The organism is Sutcliffiella horikoshii (assembly GCF_008180725.1).
GTDB lineage: Bacteria > Bacillota > Bacilli > Bacillales > Bacillaceae_I > Sutcliffiella_A > Sutcliffiella_A horikoshii_B.
In genome coordinates, this window is record NZ_VTEV01000005.1 from 52,077 (window position 1) to 70,448 (window position 18,372).

The window sequence follows — 18,372 nt, forward strand, 5'->3', positions numbered from 1 at the left end:
TTCATTCCGGAGGTTTAGGCTATATGATAAAAAAGGTAATGAGCTATTTAAATATAGGTTCTCCTCATGTAGATTTAGTTTTGAATAATATGGAGTTAAATCCAGGTGAAAAAGTGACAGGTTCCTTTCACGTGGAAGGCGGTTGGGCTAGGCAGCACATAAAAAGATTAGAATGTGACCTTGTAAAAGAATTTCAAGGGGATACGATTGAAACAGTGGATGCTGTTACGACCATTCTTATGTCCATAAGTATGGATGCAAACGATAAGGCAGAGTATCCATTTTGCTATCAGCTTCCAACTCCATTAGAACCTACGACAGAACATATAAGCTATCGTTTCCACACGCGACTTATTTTTCAAGATGATGTGAAGAGCATTGATCATGATGAAATAGTTGTTCTAGGACGTGAAACAATTAAGGCCTGACTCCTTTTGTGGAGGCAGGCTTTTTGTTTTAGATAATATCCGCATATTTCATTCTGATTTTTGGAAAGGTATAGAGAGGAAATTCATGAGGTAAAGAGGTTGTTTAGATGAAGACTTCCAAGAAAGCATTCATAATGGAATCTATATCAGAGAATATAAATGCTGTAAAAAATCAATTAGGAAACAGTTCTGACTTACAAGAAAGGGAGCTCGTTTTGCCATCCCTAAATACGAAGGTTCATTTGATTTACATAGAAGGAATTAACGACTCTACAAAAATAGAAGATTTTATCCTATCTCCATTAGCAGATCTATCAGTCAGTCAGCTACAACCTATTGATTCAATTTTAGAGTTCTTACGCCTTCAAGTCATTCAAAGCATTATAATCAAGACTGCGAAGGGTATAGATACAGTTATACAAATGCTTTTGGACGGAAAAACTGCCATTTTTGTAGAAGGAGAAACGACTTGTCTATTGGCTGATACTGCAAAATGGCCGGAAAGAAGTGCTCCGGAACCCAAAGCGCAACGTACTTCTACGGGACCAAACATCGCCTTCAATGAAAGCGGAACGTACAATTTATCTCTTATCAGGAAAACAATCAAGAACCCATTGCTTCGAGTAGAAAAGGTACAAAATCCGAACATCCAGACCTCCATTTCCTTAGTTTTTATAGAAGGAGAAGTGGATAAAGAAATTTTATCTGAAGTAAGAAAAAAGATTGATGCAATAAATATACCTGTCTTACTTGATGTTAACTATTTGGAAGAGTCTTTAATTGATAATACTACATCTCTTTTTCCCTTAACTATTTCATCTGATCGGCCGGATGTGGTGTGCGCTGAGGTGCTGAGCGGGAAAATTGCCATTGTCATTGATGGAACACAGTTTGTATTGACCTTGCCATCTGTATTCATTCAATTTTTTCAATCACCGGATGATTATTACACTCTAAATAGAAGTATTCAAACAAAGAGGGTTGGCAGGCTTTTCTTCTTTTTGCTTGCCATTCTTTTGCCTAGTTTATATATTTCTTTCACGTTGTATCATCCAGGTCTTATTCCAACCAGTTTGTTGATTGGACTCGTCGCTCAAAGAGAAATCGTTCCTTTCCCTACTATTGTTGAAGTGTTTGTTTTCCTGTGGCTCATCGTTATCATTACAGAAGGTTCACAACGCCTTCCCTCTGGAGTAGTATTGACTGTTGCCATTTTCTCTTCCATCATACTTGGTCAGCAAGCAGTAGAGGCACAACTGGTTCAACCAGCAACACTTGTAGTACTGGCTGCATCTTATGTAATGTCCAGTGTAGTACCTATTTACAGCCTATCAGTTGCATATAAACGATTGACTTTTCGCTTCGTATTTCTAGCAGCACTGCTCGGCTTGTATGGAATTTTGATTGGCCTCATTGTACTTTTATTGCACCTTTGTTCCTTACGCTCGTTTGGAGTACCATACTTATCACCTTTGGCTCCATTCCAACCACAGGATCAGAAGGATGCCGTATTCCGATTACCGATTCAGCATATCATCAGTAATGATAAATCCGTATTCAAAGAAGACCCCATGAGAAAAAAGTAAAGGCTGATGGATACCATGTGGAGAAAAAACTTACTACCAATCATTACTTCTGTATTTCTATTTGTATCAAGTCTAATTATTGGAAAAAATGCAGAAGATTCTCTTATCAGAGATTTAATCATTATCTCAGCTATTGCGGTAGACATGAAAGATGAGGATGAGGATTTTCTTGTTACAGTACAAGCCATTAACGCTCCCTCCGTAAAAGACAGCGCATCAGAGAAATTAGGATTTGTTCTGTACCAAGAAAGTGGAAGGACTATTACTGAGGCGCTGCAAAAAATCCAGAAATCCTTCTCACGATATCTTTTCATGGATGATCTAGAAGTTATTCTTATAAGTGAAGAGATTGCTAAAAAACGCGGAATTGCAGATGTTGTGAATTACTTATTTCTAGAGCAGACCATTTCTTCTAATACCATGCTTTTTGTCAGTAAGGAGACGAGTGCTCATGACATTCTCGCTATGTTCACCCCATTCCATAAAGTATCATCAAAGAGGATTGTGGACACGATAGAGAACATCAAGGAATACTCTTCCTTTGCCTTCCCGGTCTTTCCTAATAGAGTAAAAAACTTTCTTCTAAACTATCCTGTTGTGAATAATGTGATCCCCTATATCAGTATTGCAGGTGATGTGGAGGTAGGTTTAAAAAAGGAGAATATCGAAGCATATCAACCCAAATCTAAAATGGAGATAAACGGGATGTCTTATTTCAAAAAAGATAAATTGATTGATTTCCTTAGTTTAGAGGAAAGCAAGAATCTCTTATTTCTGATGGATAATGTGAGAGAAGGATCATTGGAAGTCAGCTGTCCAGAAGGTCCTGGATACTTTTCGTACCAATATAAAAAGTCCAAAACTAGCTTCAAGGTGGATTGGACTGGAGATTCACCTCAAATTGGCATAAAGGTTAAAACAAATGGGAGAATAATTGAATCTACCTGCAAAACAAGTTTCGAGCATCCAAATATGGATCTTTTCAGAAAACAGATAAGAAACCAACTAGAAGATTCCATTACTAACCTTATTCATAAAAGTCAAGCAGAGAACCTGGATTATATTGGATTCGCCAAGGAACTCTATATTTCAAAACCTAGTAAATGGCGCGATATTGAAGGAGAATGGGCAAGCGTTTTTCCTACTATTCCATTTGATTTAAAGGCAGATGTATCTATTCAACGCTCAGGAGATGCCATTTCATTAGATTAGACTAAGTTAGGATGAAGTATCGTATGAACGTTACCAAAATTTCCATCTATCAGCTAATTACATTGTTAACCCTATTCCTTCTTGGTTCTTCTATTGTGCTTGGACTCAATTTAGAAGATGAGGAGAACGCCTGGCTCATCAACTCAGGAGCGGCTATCACTGGGGTTCTTCTTTTCTTCTTTTATGCCTACCTATTAAAAAGAAATGGATGGCCAGAGTTTCATAAACTCTTGGAGCAGGCATTCGGTAAGTTTTTAGGAAAAGCCCTTTTAATGCTCTATAGCGTTTATTTTCTTTATATTGGAACAAGGGTACTGAAGGACTTCGTGTACTTTATCACTCAAACTTTTTATTACAATATCAATCATTGGATTATTGCTTTTGTCTCCGTCTGTCTAATCTGCTACGCTGCCACTTTAGGTCTGGAGGCAGTGGCAAGGACGTCCGAGCTTTTGTTTATCTTTACCATTCTTCTAATCGCTCTGATTGTCTTTTTTTCCTTTTTGTCCGGGGTAATGATGGGGGAAAATATAAGGCCCATCATTGACTTGGACATCCTTGATTTAAGTAACTGGATTCAATACATCACTTTCCCTTATGGGGAAATGGTTGTATTTCTTGTCCTATTTCCATTTCTAAACGACCATAATAAACTAATGAAACAAGGTTGGATGGGTGTCCTTTTCAGCGGAGTCATTCTAATTTCCATCACAGAAATCATCATTGCCATCCTTGGCGCAAAGGTAGCTTCCCTTTATACATATCCGTTGGTCAAAGCAATTGAAATGATAGAGTTTCTGGGAATCATCCAACACCTTGAGTTATTGACTGCTTTCGCCTTCATCATCGTAGGATTCGTAAAAGTATCTATATTTTTTATCGCAGGTTCAAAAGGCGTATCATACATATTTCCCATCTTTCAGGAAAAATTCATTATCATTATACTTGGCGCTCTAATGTTTACCGGCAACTATTTCATAGCCAGAGATCTCCCAGAACATCTCTTTATCGGCCTTGAAATGGTACCTCTTTACCTTCATGTGCCATTTCAATTTATGCTTCCTTTACTTATCCTGATTATTACTTGGGTTAAAGGAATAAAAAAAAGGAGTAATAGGGTGGGGTATTAGAATAATTTTTAATTTTTAAATCCCCACCTTTCACTGCCCATAGGCTCTGGACTACATAGGAATTGAACATCCTTACAAATGGTAGCCATACCATTTATTTATCACTAGCTTTTATCATTCTTGCCTGATCTATTTTATCCAATATCTTTTCCATTTTCACTTTATCTTTTAGAATATCTTGTTTGTTTTGCTCTATCAGTTGTTGCATCAGTTTCTTTCTCATTATTCTTTTCCTTTCTAAAAATAAGTAGTTGTTACGCGGACCTCTTTAGTTTCCCAACCACTTCGGATACAAATTTAGTAATTTCTACTTCATCCTCCGGTTCAGGGTTGAACTCTATTTTCAGTGGATCAGGAAATACACTTCCCCCACGGCTTTCAAGTAATTCTTTTAGATGATGAAGAGCACCACAGAACTCCGGGTACGATGTATCTCCCGAACCAAAAATTGCAAAAGGATGACCTTCAAGATCCATTTCCTCCAATTCATCCACTAAATCCAAACATTCATCTGGGTAATCACCATCACCCCAAGTATACATTCCTAAAATAGTTATATCATAGTGTAAAAGTTCCTCAGCACTATCAACACTATGTAAGTCTTCCAATACCACCTCATGCTGATGACTCTTTAGTTTTTCTGCAATGCTGTCTGCAATTGCCTCGGTGTTACCGGACATGCTTGCATAAAAAATTCCTATTCTCATATTGTCACTCCTATCAATGTAATAGGCTTGGAACTCCATATCTGTTGTTAATCCATTTACTTTCCACTGGGGATGAAATAAACAGTTGGTCTTCAAAGCCAGCTCCTCTAAATCCATGCCCTTCCACAGTCTCGATTGGAATCAAGGTCATACTCTCTCTATCTATCTCATAAATTCTCGAATACCCAAATTCATCTCGGCTGGTAGTCGCATGCAAACGATTTTTTGCCATGAATATATCCAAAAACGCTTTCTCTGAAAGGGGCTGTTTAAAACAAATCCATGAATTATCAGCTCTTCTCATTTCCACAGAGCCTTCTCCAGTCTTTACGTTTCCTTTTGTAATAAACATAGAGTCCCTGTCTGAAATATAAATCGACGAGACCATCGAATTCTCTTCTCTTTTCACTAGTTTCAATTCCCCTGTGATGAGCGAGTACCTCCATACACCCCCGTGCTCCTTATTTACTTGTGTTCCAATGTAAATGTAATCCTCGGAAAAAAAGAGCGATCTAATTAATGGGGGAGCACTGAAAAATACAAATGGCTTAACAAGTGCCCAACTAGATCCATGATTTTTAGACACGTATAATTTACTACCACCATGTGTCACAATTAATCCTTCTTCATTTCCGGTTATATCCCATAACCGCTGTGGAACAGAAAAAGTAGTATGGGTCCACTTCTTTTGGAACGGATCGTACCGCAGGATGGTACCACAATCTCCAATCCCAAAAATATATCTGCCCAAGCGGACAAGTTTATAAATATTTTGAGATAATCCATACTGCAGCAACCATTCTCCGTTTTCAAAAGAATAGATGCCTGATTTTTTGACCGCAACAAGAAATGGTATGTCAGGAGTAGATAATACGGCAGTGGAACCTCTGTTAAACATGATGAATGTTTCCTTCTGTTTTCTTCACCCAAGCATAAAATGTCTGAGCAAATTCCCTGCACTCCAGTTCCTGTTCATTGGTTTCAGGACCAAACTCCATCTTTAATGTTTGGTTATAAACTTCTGCTCCACAACTTTTAAATTTGTGAGCAAAAGTATCAACTGCTGCACAAAATTTAGGATATGCATGATCTCCTGAACCAAAACAGGCTACAGGAATGCTATCTAGCTTCAAGTCATCCAGTTCTTCATAAAAATCCTCGGCCTCATATGGAAGATCACCATCTCCCCAAGTATAAGATCCGATAAGAATTCCGTTAAAAGTAATTATTTCCTCCATATCCACCGTGTCCAGACATTCCGAAACAACCTCGCAGCCTTTAGCATGTAACTCATCTTGCAAAATATTAGCAATATCTTCTGTGTTGCCAGACATACTTACATATCCTATAAATATTCGCATTCCCAAGACACCTCTAGTTGATAATCGTTTTCAATTAATATACTGCCATCATAGTTGATAATGATTATCAGTGTCAATAACTTTCTTGAATTTTTATGAAAAAAACTCAAGTTAGTACATATACTCTTTTTGTAAATGTCGTTTAAAGGAGGAGAGGTATATTTGAGGAATATGAATGATTTTCGCCTTAGGAAAATCCAGGGACTAGCACAAGAAATTATGGATGAAGTAAACAAGCATAAGCTAGAAGAGAAAGACCTTGAATTACTGCATTTAGTCATTGATAATTTATCGAGAGCTGTGGTTGATGTCACAGACCCTAATGGGAATTACTCCATAGATTATCTAGAGAAAAAGGTCGTAAAGGCTCACTCTCTTTTGATGAAACAGGGATAGATTTACACACAAAAAAGAACCGTTGCACCTAAACATGCAACGGTTCCTTTTATGATTCTTTAAGAAATGGTTACGCGACCCTTCTCTCCAACTCTTACACTACCATCCTTAATCTCAACCGCTTCTCCAGCAGCCAAGTTTGTAAAAATGATCGGTGTGAAAATGGATGTCGCTTCTTCTGACACAATGCGAAGGTCTACGTTCAGTAACGCTTGTCCTTGCTCGACTGTGTCTCCTTGTTCTACTAAACTTTCAAAACCCTTTCCTTTTAGGTTAACTGTGTCAATTCCGACATGCACAAGGACTTCGCGTCCGTCAGCCGTTTCGATGCCGATTGCATGTTTTGTCGGGAACAGGTTCACAATTTTCCCAGCAACAGGTGATACCACTTTTCCGTCAGTGGGTTCGATGGCAAAGCCGTCACCCATCATTTTTTGTGAGAAAATTTTATCAGGAACTTCAGAAATAGGTAGTAGTTTACCAGTCATCGGCATAACTACATCAAACTCTGCTGAAGTAGCCACTGCTCCAGCATCCGCGGTTTCATTTTCTGCCGTTGCCGCTACTTCTTGCTTCACTGGCGTTTTCCCACTCAAGATATCTTGAATCTGTCCTTTGATCGTTTCAGAACGTGGTCCGAAAATTGCTTGAATATTGCGGTCAATTTGCATAACGCCTGCTGCACCTAACTTTTTCAAGCGCTCTTTATCTACTTGCTCCACATCTTTCACACTAACACGAAGACGAGTGATACAAGCGTCCAGGTTTGTAAGGTTTTCTCTTCCGCCAAGTGCTTCTAGTACACCAAATGGCAGTTCATCAACGGAACCAGAACCTGCTTCCGCTTCCTCTGTTTTTTCCTCACGACCTGGAGTCATTAAGTTAAATTTCTTAATTGCAAAACGGAATCCGAAGTAGTAGATAACTGAGAATACTAGACCTACAGGAATCACCAACCACCATGCTGTCGCATTTGGAAGGATACCAAATAGAATGTAGTCAATGACACCACCGGAGAATGTCATCCCAATTTTTACATCTAAAATATGCATGACCATGAAGGAAAGTCCTGCAAACACTGCGTGAATTGCGAACAATACTGGTGCTACGAATAAGAAACTGAACTCAAGCGGTTCTGTAATACCTGTCAAGAAAGATGTCAATGCAGCAGAACCCATGATACCTGCTACAAATTTCTTGTTTTCAGGACGTGCACAATGATAGATTGCTAGAGCTGCTGCCGGAAGACCAAACATCATGAATGGGAATTTACCTGTCATGAACGTTCCAGCTGTAAGCTCGGCACCGTCTTTCACCTGCTCCATGAAAATACGTTGGTCCCCACGAACCAATTCCCCTGCCGCGTTTGTGTAAGAACCGAATTCAAACCAGAATGGAGAATAGAAAATATGATGCAAGCCAAATGGAATTAGTCCACGTTCAATTACCCCGAAAATAAATGCTGCCAGTGTACGGTTTGATTCTGTCATAAAATAAGAGAACGTATTTAGTCCTTCTTGCGCGAATGGCCATACAAAGTTCATGACCACCCCAAGTACAAGTGCGGAAGCTGCCGTTACAATCGGAACGAAACGCTTACCGGCAAAGAACCCTAAGTAAGATGGCAATTCGATATTGTAGAACTTATTGTACATATACGCACCGAGCACCCCGGCTATGATACCGCCGAATACCCCGGTTTGAAGGGTTGGAATTCCTAAAACATTCGCAAGTGCAGGGTCTGACCCGACCTGATCAGCAGTAACTCCACTGATTACACTCATCGTAACGTTCATAATTAAGTAACCGATCATTGCTGCAAGACCGGCAACCCCGTCTCCTCCAGCAAGTCCAATGGCTACCCCGATTGCAAAGAGTAGTGGCAGGTTGGAGAATACGATGCTGCCTGCCTGTTCCATGATTTGTGCAAGTAGCACGAGTGCATCTGCCTCTAAAAAGCCGAGGCGGCTAGTTAAGTTCGGGTTTTGCATGGCATTACCGAATGCGAGCAGGATTCCTGCTGCCGGAAGCAATGCGACAGGAAGCATGAGGGCTTTCCCGATACGCTGCAGTAAACCGAATGATTTCTTAAACATATGTGTTCCTCCTAGGTATTTTTATATGCAGTTGTTGAACAGAAGCAAAACAAAAAGGCATGAGTCAAAAGAAAAGGTATACGAAGTAAAGGTAGATAGACTTCTACCGTGTTTCTTCGTTTACGCTTTCTTCCGCTCATGCCTGCATGACCAGTAACACGTGAAAAAAGTGTTTGGGATATTATATTTATTGTTTTGCAAGCCTTTGCAAATGTAGGGTCAGGTAAACTGCCTCTGCATCTGGAACTGGCTTGTGTAAGTTCTGCTGCATAATCTTAATCAATTTCCATGCTAGATTGTAGCACACAGGGTATTCAGCTTGCAACACTTTTGCGAGCGCTTCCTGATTTTCTGGACGGTTCTCGTCTTTTTGCACCCTTTCAATGGATGCATGAAAATGACGGATTAGCCTCAAATAGTTCACATCGGTCCGGTCAACGGAGATTTTCAGGGATTCCTCAATGACATTCACCATTCTGCTGATCAGCTGGGTATGTTTGTTGACCTCAGACAGCTCTCTGTTGGTCAAGGCGCTATGGATGTGTAATGTAATGAACCCCACTTCTCCAACTGGTACCGAGATCCCAAGCTTTTCGTTCAACCACTCGACAATTTCAAGTGCCACTGTATATTCTTTAGGGTAGGCGAGTTCCGTCTCCGTCAGAAATGGATTTTTTATATCCAACCCCTGCTGAATTCTTTTCACGGCAAAATAAAGATGGTCCGTCAATCCGACATGGATATGTTCATTCAAGCGAACCTCAAAACGTTTTTCAATTCGCTCTATACACTCATTCATCAAACCGATGAATGACTCATCTACATAATTAAGTAACTGCTTGTATTGTTGTTGCTCTTCTTGATCGCGTAGCACAAAGAACTTTTCCGCACTTTCAACGGAAATATCTTCTCCGGTACGTTTCCCAAAGCCGATTCCCTTCCCTGTGAGGATGACTTCGTTGTACTCGGGGTGGGCAGCAATCAACACATTATTGTTCAAGACTTTCTTTACACGCATGGCCATTCCTCCGGTGTATCTAAAACTGCAATATATACTAAAGTACGCTACGTGGGAGACAGAGTCAAGCGAGCAAGTTTACCAAATGGTTCCTTCCTGAAAAACACTGATCCAAACTCCATTTTCCAACGTTAGGAAAATAGGAAAGCCTTATTTCTTCTTTTAATCAGACAAATAAAGATATAATATAGATAATCACATTAAAAAGGAGAAAACCTATGCAGAATAAGGACTCTCTTCTGTATGAGCGGATCAGGAGCAAAGATAAAACCGCTTTGGAAGAACTGTACGACAGGTATGAAAAGATCTTGTATTCTTTTTTATTGAAAATAACGAATAACCATGACATAGCTGAAGAAGCAATGCAGGATGTTTTTATTAAAATTTGGCAAGGATCTGGAATCTACGATGAGTCAAAAGGTAAGTTCCGATCATGGCTGTTCACCATCGCCCGTAATAAAGCCTTGGATATTATTCGCAAGCAACAGCGAGCCCAAAGTGCCCCGATAGAAGACGTGGAACCATTCCTGCAATCCAACGACTCCACTGAACAAGAGACAGAGTGGAAAGAAGAGCAGAAAGTCATCAGAGAGGCGGTCTCCACCTTATCTGATGATCAAAGAAAGATGGTCCATTATATGTATTTCAAAGGCTATACTCAACAGAAAATAGCCGAGTTGACCGGCATACCGCTTGGAACTGTTAAAGGAAGGATACGTCTGGCGCTTAAGAAACTGAAACCGTTGCTTGCAGATAGGAGGGGGAGTATATGAGTCAGAAATGTGAGTTAGTGTTGGACTATTTCAATGGTCACCTAACACAACCAGAGAGAGAAGAATTCGAACAGCACTTAGCCACCTGTCCCGAATGTCAGGAAGAATTAATGGAACTTCAAGATCTGTTAGGAGATGTTGCCCTTGTGTCAGAGCAGGCCTCACCCCCACCGGAAATGAAGAAGCGAATTTTGGAAAATGTTTTTGCTGAAGACGTGAAACCTGAAAAAGCTACTGTTACACCGATAGCTTCTAAAAAGGAAGTTGAAACATCAGTGAGTAATACAGCTTCAGGGAAACCTTGGCTGACCACATTGCTTGCAGCATCGCTCTTGCTTTCATTGGTTGGAAACGGCTACTTGATGATGCAAAATGATGATGAAGCTGAGTCGGTTGCAGAAGAACTGAGACAACCTGATAATGTAGTTACCTTGCAGCCATCAGATGTTACAGGCACTGGATTTGCAGCACTATTTCAACAGGAACAGGCACTATCTGTTATGATTCAAACGCAGGACTTACCTGAATTAAGTGGCGACGAAGTGTATCAGGTGTGGCTATTGAAGGACGGTTCTCCAATACCGGCTGGCGACTTTACTATTGATGATCAAGGTAAAGGATATGTGTTCCATAACATTGCTGAGACGACAACGGAAGATTGGGATACCATCGCAATTACGTTGGAACCTCAAAGTGGGAACGAATTACCTGAAGGGGAGATTCACCTTTCGGCGGGGTTGTGAGAAGTGATGACCTCAAGCGGGTGAAATTGTTGGTTGAGAGGACTTAATAATATTGATAAAGAGCTCTCGTACGTGAAACCATTGGCTCAGTGGTCTTTATATCTTTGATGAAGACCTCCAACACGTGAAATTCCTGGCACTGAGGTCCTCACAACCTCTATGAGGACCTCCAACACGCGAAATTCTTGGCGCATAAGTCTTCATAACCTCGATGAGGACCTCCAACACGCGAAATTCTTGGCGCAGAGGTCTTCATAACCTCGATGAGGACCTTCAACACGTGAAATTCCTGGCACTGAGGTCCTCATAACCTCGATAAGGACCTCCATCCCGTTGAATTCTTGACGCAGAGGTCTTGATATTAAATAAGAAAGCTCGGAGCACATTTCCAAAAGTGCCCCGAGCTTTTCCTTTGCTTATTCGTCGCTTTCCTCACCTTGTCTTGTGTTCTGGAAAGGTAGTGTCTAAGATTGATGAGTGTTGGTTTCCCAGTTTTATATACACAGCTTCCCCTTCACGAATAAGTTCAAGCTCGTCGCCTAGAGGCGTAATCCAAACTGCAAAAATGGAACCGTTCAACGTAAAGCGGTATTCAGGCGGAGTTTCCATTTGCACCTTTACATCCTCAGCCCCATTGCTTATCTTTAAAAAATGCTTCCAATTTTTCAATATCCTCATGTGTTTCCAACACATTTATCGTTATGTAGCCAGCTTCTGTTCGTTTCTCTACAATGACCGGCTTTTTTGAATGTGTCTTTTGGTCACTTCCTTTTGTTGTATCTTCATTGATTGATTCCCAAGCGTTTTTAACAATAGACATTTATATTACAACAACATGTATTCCTTAACTTCCACTAATAAACTCTCCAACATGCTCACTCATCTCTTTCACATTTGTCCAATGTAAATAATGATGGCCTTCGAGTGGCACAATTTTATTTTTCACTACATTTTCTAATTGCTCTTCATAAAAGGTCATCGTAGATCTTCCAGCAGGATTTACCTTTTCATCCTTAGGTGTGAAAATCATTACCGGGATATCGGCCGGAAAAGACAGGTTAATCGTTTTGGCGATATTATTACTAATCTCATTTGCTTCCATCATGATATTCTTGTTGTAGCCATTCCAGACAGCCAGAGTTTTCGTTAGCTCCAAATTATCATCTGAGTATGTCCCCTCATCTGCTAAAGGTAAAAAATCCTCTTTATTTGCCGCTACCACTATCCTGGCAATGCCACTCGGAGCTACAGCCCTAAAGAAACCTGGCATAGTCGGAACAGGTACATCAAAATAATCAACCGCAGCAGGAAGTGTTGGATCAATCCCAACAATGGCCTCAACTTCTTCGGGATATGTATTTGCATAGTACATGCTGTAAATTCCACCAATAGAATGCGGCATCAAAATATATGGGCCTTCAATATCGGCTTCCATAAGAGCTGTTCTTACTTCCTCCACCACATTTTCCACCGTTCTATCCTTATCTGTCTTCTCGCTCCATCCATACCCGAACGGCTCCACGACTACCACTCTATTACTCTTACTCAACTCATTCATAAGCGGCTCAAAATCCAGTACTGGAGCTGACGTGCCCAATCCAGGAAGTAGAATGATAGTATTTGGTCCTTCCCCTTCCACATGAACATGCATCTTATTACCATCCACTTCCACCAGTTGCCCAGTAGCTTCATACTTGTTCTTTTCGAAAAGAACCATTATTTGATGAAAGGCAATCCACAGAACTACCAAGCTTACCAATGATACGGATATATATTTTATTGCTTTGCGGAAACTAAACCTCTTATTAGTGTTCATTTTTCCCTCTACCTTCTTTTGTAAGAATTACATTCAATACCTATACGATAAGAACACTATTTTAGTTCCACGTTTTTCCAACTTCTACATTCAATCATCTTTTAGTTTACTGTTAACTCTTCCTTGTTTTCCCCAGTTATCTCCACATAGTAGGTACTTTCTAAATTTGAAACCATGGTCGTAACTGGAGAACTTAACGTTACTTTTTCCGTTTGGTGCTTGCCTGTAAAAACAGTGATCACAAAGCTAACCTCTTTGTCCGGGAGAAAATTGACATGATTAAAGTCAAACGTAAATGCATCTCCCTTCTTTACCTTTGTATTATCGGCATACTGACCGCCACCGCTCCCACCTCTGTGTGTTCCATCTTGAAAATAGCTGATTTCATACCCGTAAATATCAATATCGGTGTTATTGATAAGAGCCACATGAAAAGTCCCTTCAGCTGGGATTTCAGACCTCGCATATCGGTTACATCCTGATATTAATAGCAGTATTATTGTTAAAATCAATAATGTCTTTTTCAACTCCTCATCCCCTTACTACTTTTACATTAATTAACAGCATGATACCAAATTAATTATTGATTAACAATAAATTTATTTTGATTTAAAATAAAAAAACTCATCTCTTGGTAGACAAGTTCAATTAAATAGTCTTTTTAAAACACTAACACCATCAGTTCTTCATCAAAATAGGTGTCTTCTATCTTCAACCCATTTCTATCTATTCCATATGTCACAAACCCCAGGGATGTATATAGTCGTTTCGCAGGTTCATTACCCGCTGTCACTGCGAGATAGATTTGTTCAATCTTCTCTAACTCTTTCGCCTTATTTATTGCTACATTCATAAGTGCTTTACCAACACCTAATTTTCGATGATCAGGGTTGACATACATTGCTACTATAGTGCTCTATGCTTAATTTTCTTTTTCGTTTCAGATAACAAGGTCACCGTACCAACCAAATTATCTCCCTCATAAGCTCCAAAGGTGTAGGTGTGGTCATTGTTAAATCTACCTCTATACTTTTCAACTGAAAACTCTATTTCATCTTCATAACTGGAGCTGAATGCCTCCGGTTTATTTTTCAATGCCTCTAGCCTTATGGTTCTATAGTTTTCAGCATCAGCTGGGGTCAGTTGTCTTATGTTCATTGAGAGACTCTCCTTTATACAACATTTGATAGAAATTCAGTTAGATGAATGCTCTTTCTCCAATTTCTCTATGATAGTGTCTAGCTTTTGTTCTATGTTATTTAATCTTTGATTCTTAATTGATGCATTAACAAGCAGTCTTCTTATGAATAGTGTAAAAGAAAGGCTACCAAGTATTAAAAGTCCAAAAACTACTAATTGAAAGATCGCATCTCCCATTATAATCCACTCCTTCTGTTAACGTACTTACATTCAGTTGATGACTTCGGGTCTTGAGACGGCCTCTCTGTAGTCAAGTCCATATTAATGTGTAAAAAAAGTTACAACGAGATCTAAGGAGTAATCCCCTATGACGACGGCTCCTCTACTTTTACACCCTCACCGGGCATCATACACTACCTATGACGACCGATCCTCTGCTTTTTCACCTTTACCGGTCGTCATACACCTCCTATGACGACGGCTCCTCTGCTTTTACACCCTCACCGGTCGTCATACACCTCCTATGACGACGACTCCTCTGCTTTTTCACCCTCACCGGTCGTCATACACCTCCTATGACGACGACTCCTCTGCTTTTTCACCCTCACCGGTCGTCATACACCTCTCTGTTACCGTTCTGGCTTTATAAACGATGCTTCGGGTCTTGAGACAGCCCCTCTGTTACCGTTCTGGCTTTTATATCGATGCTTCGGGTCTTGAGACAGCCTCTCTGTTACCGTTCTGGCTTTTTTGCTACACTTCGGGCATAGAGAACATCCATACCCCTTAGCTCTGCCTACTCACCCACACCAAATCCACTTAACTCCAGAATCTCATCCGCTCTCATCTCCGTCCATTGCTCCAGCGTGACTTCTGGGTTCCGCTCCAAGAAGTCTTCCATAATCCGATAACCGATTCTGTAATTAGACCATTTAGGAATGCCAGATGAAGGGCGACCAAGATGTAGCATCGTGAGATCTTCCATTTTATACGAACCCTTATTTTCGTCAATAAAGCTCCAAACTTTGTTGTTCGCTTCAGGACTTAAAGGTTCAATCCACGCAACATCATAATCAGGATAGACCAGCTTTCCAAAAGTGTCTGCCTTCCCCTCCATGATCACCCTGTCCAAGAGATGCTGCTTCCGATAGGACCAGTCGGAAACTTCCATGGTCACAACATGATGCAATTCGTGTGCGATAGTTTGTTTGATGCTTTTTTCCGTATATTTCCGCGGATCGATTTGCAGGACCATGATATCCTTATCTGCTGCAAAAGCCACAACCCCACCCATTTCTAAATAATTGAAATCCGGGCTGTGTGGCTGAAGATAGATTCTGACCTTTTCGCTGCCGGTCAGTAAAGCTGTGGAGTCCTCTAGTCCCTCCTTTATGAATCTACTGATCTCTTTGTACTGATCATCCAGCTGTATAATCATTTCTATCATCTTATCCGTATTGACTGGGGCAACGTAAAAGGGATCTTCCTCACCGTAATATTCATGTCCATAAAGCTCTTTACTAAAAGGCTTAACAACATAGGTTGAAAACAGGTCCTCCCGATTACCTTTTGTCGCTTCAAGCTCATCCATAAAATCTAAATAAGGTTGATAATAAGGTATAATTTCAAAGGTTTGACCATTAATACTGTATGTTTCCACGGTTCCATATTCTAGTATTACTTTTTCCTGATCTTCATTTTCCATCACGGCTGCTGAAGCATATTCACTCTCCTGGAACTCCCCTGCCTCAAACACTAAATCTGTATTAATCTCACCAAATCTTATTTTAATATTTTGATTTTCCATCATATAATGAACTGCTTTGCTATCTCCACTATCATTTTCGAAAATAAGACTAGCTAGTTCATAGTTGTACCATGGTTTTTCAGTACCCAAGTTCCGTGGACTATTATTGATAGAATTAATGATATTCCTAATTTTTTCCTTCTCATCAATGACGGTTACGTCCTCATTTGGCATTTTAATTGTTAGTTTAGTATAGTCCCCATCAATTACTTTATGATTATAAAACCAGAGAACAAAAAGAATTGGGACACTTACTACTATTAATATCTTGCTGATTACTGTTCTCAATTAATATATGATGCCTCCTTACTATTAAAGGTTTATCCACTTTTGTTATATACGATTTACAGATGAAAAAGTTTCCAAATAAATAAAAGACGCAGAAGAATGTACCTTCTACGTCTTTTAACATATCGTTATTTATACCCTTAGCATCCCACGGAATCCCCGTGCCCCATAATAAGAATCAGCTCCATTGTGGTACACGAATACGTGATTAAAGCGACGGTCGCAGAATATTGCACCGCCAAGCTTTCTGATTTCCTCCGGTGTTTGCACCCAGCTGGATGTCTTTAAATCGAATTCCCCAAGCTTTTGTAATTCTCTATATTGTTCTTCTGTTAACATTTCAATTCCCATTTCATTTGCCATGTCCACCGCGCTATTTTCTGGCTTAAACTTCTTTCTTGCCTCTAGTGCTGCACGATCGTAACAAACACTTCTGCGGCCTTTTGGACTTTCTTTAGAGCAATCGCAAAATAGGTACTCATATTTTTCTGTGTCATAAGCAATGACATCTGGCTCTCCCTCGGTTCTTTCCATTTCGTTTAGCGACCAAAGTTTTTCCGCATTACTTTGCAACTTTTCTTGAACATTGTCCCAAATAAGACCTTCGTGACGATGCATGTTTTTCTCAAACCGCTTCTTTACAACAGATAGTAATTCTTCAATTTGTTCCGGTGATAGATTTTTGTCGCTTGTCGTATGATTTGTCATCGTTCTCCTCCTAGCTAATCTATTTTTTATTCATTCTAGCCTGTCCATCATATAGATAGACTTACTTTACCATATTTTCATTCCAAAAAATTAAAATTCTGATTCAAAAAGGAGTCTACCTCACCCTCTAGAATTATTAATCTATTAATAATTGAATGGAGCATTAATCAATGAGTGAACAATTACAATTTGATAACGAAGCTTTAGAGTGGATTAAGCGTAAGGCAAAGGAATTAAACCTATCTGGTATAAGCGACCAAGAAACAATTAAAGCTACTGATATTTCTTTGGTCGAGAAGTTCACGTTCCAAAATGCTACCCTTTACTTCAAAGCTACTGGTAAATCATCCGAATTCGAACCTTCATTGACGGAAGAGTTATTTTTACGAAACCCAAAGCAGACCGTAGAAGTTATTGCTTCTCATTCAGACCATCCCTGGATGCTTATGAAGGAATTGAAAGGAGAATCTCTTAGAAAAACAAAAGATAAGGATTGTTGGAAAAACTGTCTTCAAGAATATGCACATTTACAGGTAAAAGAATCAAAAAACCTCTCTCGTTTGGTTGATATCGGAGTACCGGATAGAAGGTTTGCTATTTTGAAGGATGAAATTGAGCTACACCTGCTAGATTTATGTCAAACAGGCCTTAACAGATCGGAAACAAAACAAATAATGGATATAAAAGAAGAATTGCTAAAGATGTGCGACCGTATGGAAAACGTGGTTCCGTATTCTTTAGATCATGGTGACCTACATTCGGGTAACATCCAAGTGGCTGGCAATGGCAATGAACCTGTGTTTTTTGATTGGGGAGATGCAGCGGTGAGTCATCCATTCTTCAGTACTCGAATTTTCTGGCATGCTTTAGATGAGTTGATTGAATCTGAATCAGAGTGGCTCGATATCGTCAACGAATTTAAACCTTACTACTTAGAGCCATGGAGAGAATTTGCACCCCTTGCTGAGTTGGAAAAGGCTCTTGAGCTATCAGATCAGTTAGCTTGTGTTTATAGGGCTCTTGGGTGGCACCTTTACATTACTCCATTCAGAAAGGATAAAGAAGACTCCAAAAACAAACCGGCTCAATGGCTTCGTGTTCTGCTAGAGCATCGGGATCTGGTAAAGGGAAAGTGATATACGGCTTTCCCGAACCCCCTTATA

General features: G+C 39.9%; 23 protein-coding genes. 8 read left to right on the forward strand and 15 right to left on the reverse strand.

Annotation, left to right across the window (positions count from 1 at the left end; all coding sequences use genetic code 11):
- Positions 1 to 23 precede the first annotated feature (23 nt).
- From FZC76_RS12545 to FZC76_RS12560, 4 genes are all read left to right on the forward strand, one after another.
- Positions 24 to 428 carry a sporulation protein gene (locus FZC76_RS12545; RefSeq protein WP_148988533.1) on the forward strand — a complete coding sequence of 135 codons (405 nt, stop codon included), beginning with the start codon at positions 24 to 26 and terminating at the stop codon, positions 426 to 428.
- A gap of 107 nt (positions 429 to 535) precedes the next feature.
- Complete coding sequence (locus FZC76_RS12550) at positions 536 to 2,014, forward strand: spore germination protein (RefSeq protein WP_148988534.1); 1,479 nt, start codon at positions 536 to 538, stop codon at positions 2,012 to 2,014.
- Positions 2,015 to 2,020: 6 nt separating this feature from the next.
- Positions 2,021 to 3,226, forward strand: a complete 1,206-nt coding sequence (locus tag FZC76_RS12555) for a Ger(x)C family spore germination protein (protein ID WP_148988535.1) — start codon at positions 2,021 to 2,023, stop codon at positions 3,224 to 3,226.
- Between the two features lie 23 nt (positions 3,227 to 3,249).
- A complete protein-coding gene (locus FZC76_RS12560; protein WP_187442061.1) occupies positions 3,250 to 4,356 on the forward strand; it encodes a GerAB/ArcD/ProY family transporter in 1,107 nt (368 codons plus the stop codon).
- 94 nt (positions 4,357 to 4,450) lie between these two features.
- On the opposite strand, the gene FZC76_RS12565 is transcribed toward FZC76_RS12560, so the two are convergent.
- Genes FZC76_RS12565 through FZC76_RS12580 form a run of 4 tightly spaced genes read right to left on the reverse strand, consistent with a single transcriptional unit; the run spans position 4,451 to position 6,424 of the window.
- A complete protein-coding gene (locus tag FZC76_RS12565) occupies positions 4,451 to 4,579 on the reverse strand; it encodes an FbpB family small basic protein (RefSeq protein ID WP_148988537.1) in 129 nt (42 codons plus the stop codon).
- Positions 4,580 to 4,610: 31 nt separating this feature from the next.
- Positions 4,611 to 5,063 carry a flavodoxin gene (locus FZC76_RS12570; RefSeq protein WP_148988538.1) on the reverse strand — a complete coding sequence of 151 codons (453 nt, stop codon included), beginning with the start codon at positions 5,061 to 5,063 and terminating at the stop codon, positions 4,611 to 4,613.
- A 13-nt stretch (positions 5,064 to 5,076) separates the two neighbouring features.
- Positions 5,077 to 5,961 carry a beta propeller repeat protein gene (locus tag FZC76_RS23070; RefSeq protein ID WP_187442062.1) on the reverse strand — a complete coding sequence of 295 codons (885 nt, stop codon included), beginning with the start codon at positions 5,959 to 5,961 and terminating at the stop codon, positions 5,077 to 5,079.
- Complete coding sequence (locus FZC76_RS12580) at positions 5,954 to 6,424, reverse strand: flavodoxin (RefSeq protein ID WP_148988539.1); 471 nt, start codon at positions 6,422 to 6,424, stop codon at positions 5,954 to 5,956. Before FZC76_RS12580 ends, FZC76_RS23070 begins: the two co-directional genes overlap by 8 nt.
- Before the next feature lie 171 nt (positions 6,425 to 6,595).
- On the opposite strand from FZC76_RS12580, the gene FZC76_RS12585 reads away from it, so the two are divergent.
- On the forward strand, positions 6,596 to 6,820 hold the full coding sequence (locus tag FZC76_RS12585; protein WP_148989020.1) for a group-specific protein: 225 nt from the start codon (positions 6,596 to 6,598) through the stop codon (positions 6,818 to 6,820).
- A 59-nt stretch (positions 6,821 to 6,879) separates the two neighbouring features.
- Here FZC76_RS12585 and ptsG read toward each other — a convergent pair whose 3' ends face one another.
- The gene (ptsG, locus tag FZC76_RS12590) at positions 6,880 to 8,916 is read right to left on the reverse strand and encodes a glucose-specific PTS transporter subunit IIBC (RefSeq protein WP_148988540.1); all 2,037 of its coding nucleotides are present in this window, start codon (positions 8,914 to 8,916) and stop codon (positions 6,880 to 6,882) included.
- Positions 8,917 to 9,103: 187 nt separating this feature from the next.
- Entirely contained in the window at positions 9,104 to 9,934 is an 831-nt protein-coding gene (gene glcT / locus FZC76_RS12595; RefSeq protein WP_316246609.1) for a glucose PTS transporter transcription antiterminator GlcT, read from the reverse strand.
- A gap of 218 nt (positions 9,935 to 10,152) precedes the next feature.
- Here glcT and FZC76_RS12600 point away from each other — a divergent pair, with 218 nt between their 5' ends.
- On the forward strand, positions 10,153 to 10,707 hold the full coding sequence (locus FZC76_RS12600) for an RNA polymerase sigma factor (protein ID WP_148988542.1): 555 nt from the start codon (positions 10,153 to 10,155) through the stop codon (positions 10,705 to 10,707).
- A complete protein-coding gene (locus FZC76_RS12605; RefSeq protein ID WP_148988543.1) occupies positions 10,704 to 11,450 on the forward strand; it encodes an anti-sigma factor in 747 nt (248 codons plus the stop codon). The genes FZC76_RS12600 and FZC76_RS12605 overlap by 4 nt, the downstream gene beginning before the upstream one ends.
- Positions 11,451 to 11,882: 432 nt before the next feature.
- Here FZC76_RS12605 and FZC76_RS12610 read toward each other — a convergent pair whose 3' ends face one another.
- From FZC76_RS12610 to FZC76_RS12645, 9 genes are all read right to left on the reverse strand, one after another.
- Positions 11,883 to 12,065, reverse strand: a complete 183-nt coding sequence (locus FZC76_RS12610; protein ID WP_148988544.1) for a hypothetical protein — start codon at positions 12,063 to 12,065, stop codon at positions 11,883 to 11,885.
- A gap of 10 nt (positions 12,066 to 12,075) precedes the next feature.
- A complete protein-coding gene (locus tag FZC76_RS12615; protein ID WP_148988545.1) occupies positions 12,076 to 12,270 on the reverse strand; it encodes a hypothetical protein in 195 nt (64 codons plus the stop codon).
- A gap of 24 nt (positions 12,271 to 12,294) precedes the next feature.
- Positions 12,295 to 13,266 (reverse strand): alpha/beta fold hydrolase, encoded by a 972-nt coding sequence (locus FZC76_RS12620; protein ID WP_148988546.1) that lies wholly within the window; start codon positions 13,264 to 13,266, stop codon positions 12,295 to 12,297.
- A gap of 101 nt (positions 13,267 to 13,367) precedes the next feature.
- Positions 13,368 to 13,793, reverse strand: a complete 426-nt coding sequence (locus tag FZC76_RS12625; RefSeq protein WP_148988547.1) for a hypothetical protein — start codon at positions 13,791 to 13,793, stop codon at positions 13,368 to 13,370.
- 134 nt (positions 13,794 to 13,927) lie between these two features.
- Complete coding sequence (locus tag FZC76_RS23630; protein WP_316246610.1) at positions 13,928 to 14,119, reverse strand: GNAT family N-acetyltransferase; 192 nt, start codon at positions 14,117 to 14,119, stop codon at positions 13,928 to 13,930.
- A gap of 53 nt (positions 14,120 to 14,172) precedes the next feature.
- The gene (locus tag FZC76_RS23635) at positions 14,173 to 14,424 is read right to left on the reverse strand and encodes a hypothetical protein (RefSeq protein ID WP_316246611.1); all 252 of its coding nucleotides are present in this window, start codon (positions 14,422 to 14,424) and stop codon (positions 14,173 to 14,175) included.
- Between the two features lie 36 nt (positions 14,425 to 14,460).
- The gene (locus FZC76_RS12635) at positions 14,461 to 14,643 is read right to left on the reverse strand and encodes a DUF4083 domain-containing protein (RefSeq protein WP_148988548.1); all 183 of its coding nucleotides are present in this window, start codon (positions 14,641 to 14,643) and stop codon (positions 14,461 to 14,463) included.
- Positions 14,644 to 15,202: 559 nt separating this feature from the next.
- Positions 15,203 to 16,501 carry a DUF2268 domain-containing protein gene (locus tag FZC76_RS12640; RefSeq protein WP_148988549.1) on the reverse strand — a complete coding sequence of 433 codons (1,299 nt, stop codon included), beginning with the start codon at positions 16,499 to 16,501 and terminating at the stop codon, positions 15,203 to 15,205.
- Between the two features lie 132 nt (positions 16,502 to 16,633).
- Positions 16,634 to 17,209 carry a DUF4256 domain-containing protein gene (locus FZC76_RS12645; RefSeq protein WP_148988550.1) on the reverse strand — a complete coding sequence of 192 codons (576 nt, stop codon included), beginning with the start codon at positions 17,207 to 17,209 and terminating at the stop codon, positions 16,634 to 16,636.
- A 170-nt stretch (positions 17,210 to 17,379) separates the two neighbouring features.
- Between FZC76_RS12645 and FZC76_RS12650 the strand changes: the two genes are divergently transcribed.
- Complete coding sequence (locus FZC76_RS12650; protein WP_148988551.1) at positions 17,380 to 18,345, forward strand: phosphotransferase; 966 nt, start codon at positions 17,380 to 17,382, stop codon at positions 18,343 to 18,345.
- The last annotated feature ends 27 nt before the right edge of the window (positions 18,346 to 18,372 follow it).